This is a genomic window from Ruegeria sp. YTSC199 (assembly GCF_059609725.1).
Genome location: NZ_JBXWMF010000041.1, coordinates 17825 through 27743 on the forward strand (window position 1 = coordinate 17825; position 9919 = coordinate 27743).

A 9919-nucleotide genomic window follows, 5' to 3' on the forward strand; every position below is an offset into this window, starting at 1 on the left:
CCGTGATTGGCACGAAAGGCTGGTTCGGGAAACATCAACCTTCGCTGCACCATGTCGGAACTCAACAGACGCGGACAATGCAGCCTTTGGTTCGCATTGGCTCGGAGACGGCTTCTGACAAATAGCGGACAATCAAAAACCATAGACTTGATGCTCACGTATTATGTCAACGCTGCAAGAGCCCGCTCGACAGTCCAGAAGGCGCCCACCAAAGCGATGACAAAACTCACGGGTACCACGATGAGCGATCTGTACCACGGTTCCTTGCGCCAAAGTCCAACAGCCAGAAAGGCCGCCGCTATGACAACCAACTGGCCAATCTCAACGCCTACATTGAATCCAATTAGCCGGGTCAACCAATGGCCGCCTGATGGGCTAATCTCCTCTAGAACTGACGCAAAACCGAACCCATGGAGCAAACCAAAGAAGAAAATTAGAGTGAAGCGGGCACCGCCTGGTTTGTTGCGCAATATGTTTTCAACAGCGGCATATACAATGGACAAGGCAATTAAAGGTTCAAAGAACCCTGTTGGCAAATCAACGAAGCCTAGCCAGCCGAGGGTCAGTGTCACCGAGTGCGCGACGGTAAAAGCCGTGACCTGCCAGATCAGGTCGCGGACCGTTTGCGCAAATAGGAACAGGCAGAGTACGAACAAGATGTGATCCAGCCCGTAAGGGACGATGTGAATGATCCCCTGCCATGTGAAATACAAGAAGTCGGCCACTGCTGAGCTCAGTGTTGTTTCTTGGGACCCAATAAGGTTCAGTGTCTGGCTGGTTCGTCCAGCCTGCAGCAGCGTGACACTTGGGACCGACACTTCAAGCCGCATATCCCCAAGTAAAGGCGACATTTTGATACTTACTGCGCTGGCACCTTGCGGAGCGTCACCATAACCGACGAAAACCAAGCGGTATTCAGTGCTGTCCGGTGGTCTGTCGAGAACAGCACGGATATCGCGCGGAGATGGAAAGGACAATGCCCGCAATTCGGCCGTATTGCCGTCGAACCATATGAGCGTCTCTTCGGAGACTTCTGCACGTATTTCTGACAGCGTGGTTTCGATTGTGCCGAGATCCAGCCCGCGCACCTGCTCAACAAGAAATCGGTCGGATCCGTTCAAGCCTAAGTGCCGCTCGAAAGCCTCGATCAAGTCGGCGCTTACGGCAATCTGATAGCTTTCGCCTTCAATGGACAACCGTGCATCGCCCAACTCGAACTTATGTGCGAGAGCGGACTGCGCAAAGAGCACAAGCAAAAACGCAAGGGCTAGTCGGGTGAGCAATAACCCGACCACCTTATCAAGCGATGGGAAGTCATGTCTCGCTTTTCTTATCGACTACCCCCAAACCTGCTCGAAGATGCGCGTGAAGTTGCCTCCCATCACTTTCTTGACGTCCTCGTCAGAGTACCCGCGCAACCACATTTCATCGATAATGGCCGCATAGATTTTCGCGGCTTCCCCGATGCCAGTTGTGGCCAATTTGTTTACCGCTGCACTGAGTCCGCCGTCGTCGAATTGTTCTGGATTTGACTTCCCAAACTCATAAATCTTAGACCAGTCAAAACCGTCGTCGGAGCTGAGTCCAACGTTGTCGATGCTTGTCAAATCCCGCATGTAGTCAATTCGGTCGACAACGTCCTGAGGACGAGTGAGCTCTGTCTGTGGGCTGATCATTATGAAAGGCAACATACAAAGGCTAACCACACCTCCGGTATCTGCAACCGCTTGAATCCGCTCATCGGAACTTGTCCGCAGGCGGATTTCTCCCTCAGGATAGCCAGAGTAGAGAGCGTGCACGGAAGAGTGCGTTTCGATTACAGGTAAGTCGGGACGCATTTGTTTTGCAAATTCGATGGTACTAAGTGCGGTGGGTTCGCTGGCATGTGACGTGTCGACGAGCACTCCATGCCTTTGCATCGCGTCGACGACTGTCTTGCCATAGGCCGAGATTGGCCCTGGGTTCAGGACAAAATTCCCATCACCCGCACGCTGACGCTCGTTGTAGGCCAAGCCCATTGTGCCAAGTCCCATCGACTTTGCCACGGGCATGTAGATGTCCGGCTGATTGTTAAGAATTTCCGCTGACTGCGAGTTCCAGAAAAAGCCATACTTTCCCGCGTCCTGGGCTCGCTGGATGTCGCCTGCTGTACGCACTACCATGAATCGATCATCCGCAGCGATTTTGCGTAGATTGTAGCTTGTTTCACGCGCAAAAGTGTCAAAGTCGTTGATGCCTTGCGCGGTCGTAACACCCGTTGCCGTTATGCCTGCGTCGAGTGCTCTGGTGTAATATTCGTCCCACATTTCTGGGCGTGTGGCGGTTTGCTCAAAGTTCGCGTTCAGCGAGTCGATGGCAACAATGTCCCTTAGGAATTGGGCTGCCTTGTCACTGGACTCCCAAACTGGACTAAATTCACTGGCCCATGTCATTTTTCCGCAGGTAGCTGACAGGGCAGCTGCTGCGCCAGCAGTTTTCAAAAATGCGCGTCTGTTTTGCATGGTGAAGTTCTCCCAGTTTCGATTGTTTCGATTTTCTAAAGACTTACCTTGTGGCGAGGTGTATTCCCGCCGCACGACACTCAATCGAGTTTGTTCCTATCGATCACGCCGTCTTTCATGATCAGAGGCCAACATTACTCCGCCGGTGTCGTAAACTCCGGCACCCGTTTCAGCGCCTCAACCATGTCGGCGCTCGTCATCAATTCAATGAAGGTGTAGTTCTTCAGAACGCCCTGGCTGAGGCGGGCCGCGTACATTGCCTGCACCATACTAGGATCGTCCGGCACCCGCACGGTGACGTAGTTCCGGCCGTCGGCCATGCCCCAGAAATAGCTGATCATCTCACCGCCCATTGCCTCGAGCGCGGCCCCCATGCCCTCGCCCCGGTCGGTGGGGTTTTCGATCATGATCTGCCAAGCTTCGGGAGACGGCTCTCCGATCCCCAGATAGTATCGGCTGCGAGTTTCTTCGGCGCTCACGGCGGTCGCGACTACCAGCGCACTTGCAAATGCGGACAATAGAAGTCGTTTCATAGGCTCATCCTTTTCGTTCAACAGCCGACAAAGGGAGGCACCTCCGCCGGTCCAAGAGTCATTCCAGCGTGTTCTTGTAGATCACGCCGTCTTTCATGATCAGATCGAAGTTGTTCTCGTAGTCGGTCATGATCATCGCGTCTTCGACCGGGTTGCCATCGACCAGTAGAATGTCGGCATACGCACCTTCTGCAATCACACCGAGCTGGCCTTCGGGATAGGGGTTGAGTTTGCCTGACAGGGCCAACAACTCACCGGCTTTAGACGTTGCTTGCATAAGAACTTCGTAGGACGACCATTGTTCGAGACGGTACTTGAACTCATCGTTCTGTTTTGTGAGAGCGACAGGATCCCCAATAATGTCGGTTGAAAAGGCGACTTTTTCGATCCCGAATTCTTTCAGCAACCGCATCTGGTTTCTCGCCCCGCCCTGAACCTCGAGGAACTTGGGCGCAGCCAACGGACCAAGCGCTTTGGTGACTGTTTCGGCATCCAGCCCCAGCAGCGAGAAGAATGGCACAACCCAAACATCCGCGTCCTTGATCGCCTGCGCCGACACCTCGGTCATCAATTGTGCATGATCGATGCTCTGCACACCTGCCTCGATGGACCGCAGAATGCCCTCGTCATTGTAGACGTGCACAAGAACGTAAGTATCCCAATCTGCCGCAGCCTTGACTGCAGCTTCCAGTTCTTCCGGTAAGAATTGAACCGTGTGCAATGGGTCTACGCTGGAAGACACACCTCCGCCGGCCATGATCTTGATTTGCGATGCGCCCAGACGCAGCGCTTCCCGCGTCGCCCGCAGAACTTCTGGAACACCGTCAGCAAGAAACTCTACGTGCTGGTTGAAGAATGAGGGCGAGGCACCTTCGAAGTTTGGGTGCGGTTCCGTGTAGTGCCGATGCTCGCCATGCCCGGAGGTTTGAGAGATCACAGGGCCGGACGGATAGATTCGCGGGCCGACAGCCTTGCCCCGGTCGATGGCTTTCTGAAGCCCAATCGCCGGTCCACCCGCATCGCGCACGGACGTGAAGCCGCGCAACAGCATCTTTTCCGCCTCGATCGTGGAAACGGCGCCCCAGTACATCCAATCAAAATTGTCCCTGAGGTCCGCAACCGGCTCCGTGATCGCCATGTGCACATGCGCATCAATCAAACCCGGCATTAGGGTGCGACCCCCACCGTCGATGACCTCGGCACTTGCAACCGAAAGAGGTTCGGGTGAGACTTTTGCGATCAGGTTATCGACAACCAGAACATTGGCGTTTTCTATTCGGGCCTCATTTATTCCGTCAAAGACATGCACGTTGGTGAACAGGGTTTGAACAGGTCCATCCTGCGCAAATGACGCGGACGCCGAGAAGGCAACCACACTTGCGGCCGCCAATAACCGTTTTGATGCATTCATGTTCCTCTCTCCCTTAGACAAATTAGTTTGTGCGCGGGGTGCCGAGGTAAGTTCACCCCACGCGACACTCAGTCGAGTGTGTTCTTGTAGATCACGCCATCCTTCATGATCAGATCGATGTTATTTGTGTAGTCGACCAGTAGTCCGGCATCTTCCACCGGATTGCCTTCAACCAGAAGTAAGTCTGCATAAGCACCGGCTTCGATCACGCCCAGCGGTCCGTCCGTGTAAGGATTTCGAGGACCTGACATTGCCACCAGTTTCGCGGTGTTTGACGTGGCCTGGACCAGGATCTCATGCGACGTGAACCATTGCTTTCTGAGTTCAAATTCTTCGTTCTGCCGGGCCAACGCTTCGGGCGAGCCGAAGACGTCCGTTCCGAAGGTGATCGTCACGCCGCTTTCTTTTGCCAGACGCATTGACCTGTCGAGCCCTTCGACGACCGGGCGTGATTTTTCAACGGTTTCGGGCGGGAGCGACGCCACGCTCTCGGGAGTTGGCGTAAAGGCCACGGCCTGAGGGTTGTAGATCACACCCGCGTCCCGCATCGCGATCATGGTGTCCAGTTCCGAGATCAACGTCCCATGGTCGATACTGCGAACGCCGGCCTCCACAGCGCGCAGAACGGAGCGGTCCGTATAGGCGTGCGCCAAGACGTAGGTGTTCCAGTCCTCGGCCGCATCGACGGCGGCTCTGATTTCATCGAAGGTGAATTGCGCCGTGTCCAGAGGATCAAAGGCGGAGGCGACCCCGCCACCTACGCTGATCTTGATCTGCGTCGCCCCCCGGCGCAACGTTTCTCGGGTGTATGCGAGAACTTCGCTCCGGCCGTCTGCCATGAAACCAAACTCACTTTCAAAGGCATTGCGGCTGCTTCTGTCACGCGTATGGCTTTCGTTGAACGAGCGGAAATCCGTGTGGCCGGAAGTCTGACTGATGAAGTGACCGCTGGGATAGACCCGCGGACCCGGCAGAATACCCTCGTCAATTGCTCTGGCGATGCCGTAGGCTGGGCCCCCTGTATCTCGCAGCGTGGTGAAACCGCGCAGGAGCATTTTCTCCGCCTCGCGGCCCACGACAGCACTGAGATATCCCCAGTGCCAGCCGTTCACCGCCTGATTGGGGGCCGCTGGCATCATGATATGGTTGTGGCCATCGATCAGTCCGGGCATCAGCGTGCGCGCACCGCCGTCGATGATTTGCGCATTGGCGACGGCAAGCGGCTTAGTCGAGACCTCGGCGATCAGGTTATCAACGACCAGAACATTTGCGTTCTCGATCCGCGCCTCGTTCACCCCGTCAAAGACATGAACATTTGTGAAAAGGATCGGGAAACTTTCTTCCTGTGAAGCGGCATGAGTTGGAAACAGATGGCTCGCAGCCAGTACTGCGGGCACAAGTATGCGCATCAGGCATCCGTTCATTAGGGCTCCTATCTTCAAGAATCGCAAAAGGCGCAATTAGGAGTCATTATAGAATTCGAATAACTTAATGCCTGACAGATTACCGGTTCGAGAAAAATAGTTTTGGGAAGCTGCAAGATTTCATAATTTTATTGTGGGAATTTCCTGCACTCGGGAATATTGCGAATTTCTGGAGAAGAGATGACAAGAAGACTTGGTAATAACACGGATCAGTCGCTGCCTCTCGTCAGGGCTTCAGTTGCGGGTCCGGTTGTCGCAGCGCTTCGCAGCGTGGGGGTCGAACCCGCGTTTGTTCTTGATCCTCTGGGGTTGAACGAAGCGCAGGTAATGGACCCGAAGAATTTCCTGCGCCACGATACCGTCTACCAGATCTATCAGGCCGTGGCAGAAGCCACTTCAACGGATTTTTGCGCACGGGTCGGGCAATCCGTTGACCTTGTCAAATTTCTCCCGCTCGGCGATATGCTGGCAGAAGCCCTAACATTGGGAGACTTTTTTACCAGATTCACACAAGCGGTTTCCAAGGAATCCAATGCCGTTACGCAATCCCTCTTTGTCGAAGGAGAGCACGCGTATTTCAGTGCCAAAAGGAACTTCCAGATTTCGGTTTCTCCAAGCCAAATCGATGCGTTTCTGACGAGCATATGGATATCCCTGTTGCACCGTGCCCTGGATTTCAGGTGGGATCCCAACCAGGTCATTCTTCGCGTCAGTGACCCGGATGCGCTGCCCGGTCAGTTTCACGGCGTTCGGGCAATCAAGTGCAATCCTCAAGGTTTTTCGATCAGGTTTCCCTCCAACTGGTTAAGTTACAGATTACGACCAGAGGCACTGGAAAACCCCCCAGACTACAGGGTTATGGATGAGGATCTGGCCGCCCCGCAGGATTTCCTTGCGGGACTGGAAGGCCTGATCAGGGTCCATCTTGCCGATTCAGGATTTGGTGTAGAAAAGCTTGCGGACCTTTGCGGCTTTCATCAGGAAACACTGAACAACCGGCTGGAACCTTACGGTCAAACGGCGTCCCAAGTGATCGCGCGCATCAAGCAGGAAGAAGCCGAACGCCTGCTGGCAAATGACAATAAATCCGTTGGTGAGACAGCGCAAAGGCTCGGCTATGCCGACCCAACAGCTTTCTCCAGAGCTTTCCGTAAATGGACGGGCCTATCTCCAGCAGCCTACAAGAAATCAAACCGGAAGGATTAGCAGTGCTCCTGAACATCGTCATCGGTCTTCTATCTGCATTTTTTCTCTTTGCTTCATCCATCAAGATTTTTGGGTGGCAAAAGAAGGTCTTTGAGATCCAGTTGGGCATGTTCGAAAGCTACGGCCTCAACAGGCAGATCATGTTCCTCGTCGGATGCGGGGAACTTTTCGGGGCAATTGCCATCTGGTTTCAATCGTCGTGGATCGGGCCGTTAGGAGCAGTTGCGTTGCTCTGCACATCTGTTGGAGCGATATTCTGCCATCTAGTGTTCGATACTTGGAAGCAGGGTATACCGGCGACGATAACAGGGACACTGTCAGCCTTTGTGCTGAGGATCGAGTATACGAAGCTTCTGGACGTTCTTTGATTTTGCCCACCGACTGATCTGGGGTTTACTAAGTCAGCGATTGAACAGCCTTAGCTGGCTCCAGTTATCGGCTCTGCAAGGCCCGCTTTCTGCACAATGCTGTCCTTCGTGCCTGGTGCAGCATCAGTTGCTCTGGGCTCTCTCCAGCAGTTCTCGGCGGCGAGCATGAACGGCTGGGTCAGTGTTGTCAGAAGTCGAACGAGCTAACCGCTGTTCCTTGCGATGATGAAAGCAGTCGAACCCGTTTCGGGGCGCCACTTTTGTTCAATTTCGAACCCATGAGCTTGCATACGCTCTACAAGGATTTCTTGCGTCAGGACGCGGATCTTGGGCAATAGGCCGATGGTCCCGAGAGCTGGTATGACGAACTTCTCGAGACCTTCCAGGCAGACTGCCGAGCTGAAGAACAGGCCACCTTCCTTCAAGGAACTGCGAACACGATCCAGTGTCGCGTCAAGATCCAGTACCAAGTGCAGGATCGACATAGCCAGTACGGCATCATAATGTTGACCCTTCGCCGGAATAGGCCAGCACTCGAACGCGCTGACTTCAAAGTTGATGTTCTTGCTGCCCTGCGCGTCGGCTTTTTCCCGGGCGATTGAGATCATTTCGGATGAATAGTCGATGGCGTCGATATGGGCGACTTTTGGGGCGTGAATGAGCGCCGTCGTACCTGTGCCACAACCAAATTCCAGGACACGATCTTGGGGGGACAGGTGTCTTGCAGTGATGTCCAGTTTGTATTCATACGCGGCTTGGTTTTGGACCGGACGGCGGGCATAGGATCTCGCCATCAGATTCCAGAACCGGGTGGGTTTGATGAACATATCTAATCCTTTGGTAGGGTGCAGCAGACGCGATGATTTAGCTGGCGTCTTGGATGTCGAAGACTTTTTCGAGGGGCTTGTCGAATACACGAGAAATCAAGATGGCCAGTTCGAGCGTTGGTGAATATTTGGCGTTTTCAATGGCAACGATGGTTTGTCGGGTGACTCCAACCTTTTCGGCGAGTTCCTTTTGCGTCATTTCATCAGCGTCAAAGCGTAGACGTCTAATGTTGTTGGTGATCCTGAGCTTGCCCATGGATCAATACCCCCGCCGATAGCTAGCAAATTTGACAATATCTGCTGACAGGGATCCGAAAGCCATTCCGAAATAGATGATGTTGAAGCCGGTGAGCGCTGATGCGTTGAGAGCCATCGCGACGACGGCTGAGACAAAACCCGCACCCGCGAAGATAATGGTGGCGTAGCTGCCACGGCGCTCGAACATCTTATCACGTTCATCAACGACGAAGCTGGGTTTGGGTTCGTGTGTAACAATCGCAAATCCAATGTTGAACAGTATGGTGCCGATGATGGTGGCAACGACGCCCAGGGGGATCAGCCAGATCACCATGCGGGCCCAGTTGTTCACAGCGTCTGGGCCATCAAACGATCCAGAGGCATTCATATCCAGAAGCCGTGAAACAACAAATGCACTAACGGCGAGGTTCACGAAGATCGAGACGACGGTATTGCGATCTTGGTAGGTCATTTCTGAAATCCCTTTTGGACAGGACACTTCTGGTGAGTCGATTATTGTTTACGCTTTGTATGAAATATTATACACAGTGTCAAAAATAATATACTTCACTATCGAAGCATGGTTGCAGCTCGTGCTCGATGATTGGCATCTACGCCTTCAACTGGAGTGCTGCGCGTTTGCGACTGGGCGCGACGGTTGCGCCGCCAACTTCTCCACCGCCAATTGTTTGGCTGACCTGCTCTTTCTTTTGGCTACCGTGCGCTGCGCATCAAATGCCGCCTGAAGTTCCTGATCTTTTTCCGAAACCTCTTTCACCGGGGCAGGGGCCGGTTTCGCATCAGCCAGCGCCTTTGCCGTGTCCCTGGCTTGCTCTACGGCCAGATCGAGGTGTGTGCCTTTGATCTTCGGAGTTTTGCCACCCAAGAACTGCATGAAATAAGGATCTTCGAAATATCGAATCTTGTTTGCAATCACGGGCATCTTGCCTTCGCGGATCAGCACAACCTCGTTTTCCGGCAATCGGCCAACGTGTTCTGGCCGGAGCAGCCGAATGCCTTCTTCACGCTCTGATATGCTGCCCATTTCCATTTTACCCAGCGCCCGTGACTTTGATTTGCTCATGACCGTTTTGTCCCCGATGGACCTGGACACATGTTCACGCACCTCAGAGTCCTCTGAGGCGGCAAACATCTGGGTTCCAGCGTTTGCCAGCATCGCCCGTACACCTTCATGCCCATAGATGTCCTGCAGGCGTGACAGCGTTTGAGAAATCACCACGAGCCTGCCGCCGAACGATCGCATGGTGTCATAGGCTTCGACCACACGCTCCAGATGCCCGAGGCGTTGGAACTCATCGAGCAGGATCAAAACCTTTGTCCGTCATCGAATGATTTGGAACACGAGCGTTTGATTGGCTTAGGAGGATCAGGCTCGCTGTAGTTTCAATCTA

Annotated in this window: 11 protein-coding genes; 2 read left to right on the forward strand and 9 right to left on the reverse strand. The window is 53.8% G+C overall.

The features are described from left to right. Window positions 1-161: 161 nt before the first annotated feature. The 5 genes from AC2FEE_RS24235 to AC2FEE_RS24255 all read right to left on the reverse strand — a co-directional run bounded on the left by AC2FEE_RS24235 (window position 162) and on the right by AC2FEE_RS24255 (window position 5854). Entirely contained in the window at window positions 162-1211 is a 1050-nt protein-coding gene (locus tag AC2FEE_RS24235; RefSeq protein ID WP_496867997.1) for a HupE/UreJ family protein, read from the reverse strand. A gap of 126 nt (window positions 1212-1337) precedes the next feature. Next, on the reverse strand, window positions 1338-2576 hold the full coding sequence (locus AC2FEE_RS24240; RefSeq protein WP_496868003.1) for a dipeptidase: 1239 nt from the start codon (window positions 2574-2576) through the stop codon (window positions 1338-1340). A 59-nt stretch (window positions 2577-2635) separates the two neighbouring features. Continuing rightward, a complete protein-coding gene (locus AC2FEE_RS24245) occupies window positions 2636-3034 on the reverse strand; it encodes a GYD domain-containing protein (RefSeq protein ID WP_282121511.1) in 399 nt (132 codons plus the stop codon). Window positions 3035-3092: 58 nt separating this feature from the next. Further along, on the reverse strand, window positions 3093-4445 hold the full coding sequence (locus AC2FEE_RS24250; protein WP_282121510.1) for a metal-dependent hydrolase family protein: 1353 nt from the start codon (window positions 4443-4445) through the stop codon (window positions 3093-3095). 68 nt (window positions 4446-4513) lie between these two features. Then, window positions 4514-5854: a metal-dependent hydrolase family protein gene (locus AC2FEE_RS24255; RefSeq protein ID WP_496867998.1), complete on the reverse strand. Its 1341-nt coding sequence runs from the start codon at window positions 5852-5854 to the stop codon at window positions 4514-4516. Window positions 5855-6049: 195 nt separating this feature from the next. On the opposite strand from AC2FEE_RS24255, the gene AC2FEE_RS24260 reads away from it, so the two are divergent. Beyond that, window positions 6050-7075 (forward strand): helix-turn-helix domain-containing protein, encoded by a 1026-nt coding sequence (locus AC2FEE_RS24260; RefSeq protein WP_496867999.1) that lies wholly within the window; start codon window positions 6050-6052, stop codon window positions 7073-7075. A 2-nt stretch (window positions 7076-7077) separates the two neighbouring features. Then, window positions 7078-7443, forward strand: a complete 366-nt coding sequence (locus AC2FEE_RS24265) for a DoxX family protein (protein WP_496868000.1) — start codon at window positions 7078-7080, stop codon at window positions 7441-7443. Window positions 7444-7646: 203 nt separating this feature from the next. On the opposite strand, the gene AC2FEE_RS24270 is transcribed toward AC2FEE_RS24265, so the two are convergent. The 4 genes from AC2FEE_RS24270 to AC2FEE_RS24285 all read right to left on the reverse strand — a co-directional run bounded on the left by AC2FEE_RS24270 (window position 7647) and on the right by AC2FEE_RS24285 (window position 9837). Beyond that, complete coding sequence (locus tag AC2FEE_RS24270) at window positions 7647-8270, reverse strand: class I SAM-dependent methyltransferase (RefSeq protein WP_496868001.1); 624 nt, start codon at window positions 8268-8270, stop codon at window positions 7647-7649. A gap of 37 nt (window positions 8271-8307) precedes the next feature. Next, window positions 8308-8526, reverse strand: a complete 219-nt coding sequence (locus tag AC2FEE_RS24275) for a helix-turn-helix transcriptional regulator (RefSeq protein ID WP_142639124.1) — start codon at window positions 8524-8526, stop codon at window positions 8308-8310. A gap of 3 nt (window positions 8527-8529) precedes the next feature. After that, on the reverse strand, window positions 8530-8979 hold the full coding sequence (locus tag AC2FEE_RS24280) for a hypothetical protein (protein WP_496721123.1): 450 nt from the start codon (window positions 8977-8979) through the stop codon (window positions 8530-8532). Between the two features lie 147 nt (window positions 8980-9126). Next, entirely contained in the window at window positions 9127-9837 is a 711-nt protein-coding gene (locus AC2FEE_RS24285) for a type IV secretory system conjugative DNA transfer family protein (protein WP_496868002.1), read from the reverse strand. Window positions 9838-9919: the final 82 nt, after the last annotated feature.

Coding starts and splice junctions, on each gene's coding strand:
- AC2FEE_RS24245 (WP_282121511.1), bottom strand. CDS start 3,034: ATGAAACGACTTCTATTGTCCGCATTTGCAAGTGCGCTGGTAGTCGCG.
- AC2FEE_RS24250 (WP_282121510.1), bottom strand. CDS start 4,445: ATGAATGCATCAAAACGGTTATTGGCGGCCGCAAGTGTGGTTGCCTTC.
- AC2FEE_RS24255 (WP_496867998.1), bottom strand. CDS start 5,854: ATGCGCATACTTGTGCCCGCAGTACTGGCTGCGAGCCATCTGTTTCCA.
- AC2FEE_RS24260 (WP_496867999.1), top strand. CDS start 6,050: ATGACAAGAAGACTTGGTAATAACACGGATCAGTCGCTGCCTCTCGTC.
- AC2FEE_RS24270 (WP_496868001.1), bottom strand. CDS start 8,270: ATGTTCATCAAACCCACCCGGTTCTGGAATCTGATGGCGAGATCCTAT.
- AC2FEE_RS24275 (WP_142639124.1), bottom strand. CDS start 8,526: ATGGGCAAGCTCAGGATCACCAACAACATTAGACGTCTACGCTTTGAC.
- AC2FEE_RS24280 (WP_496721123.1), bottom strand. CDS start 8,979: ATGACCTACCAAGATCGCAATACCGTCGTCTCGATCTTCGTGAACCTC.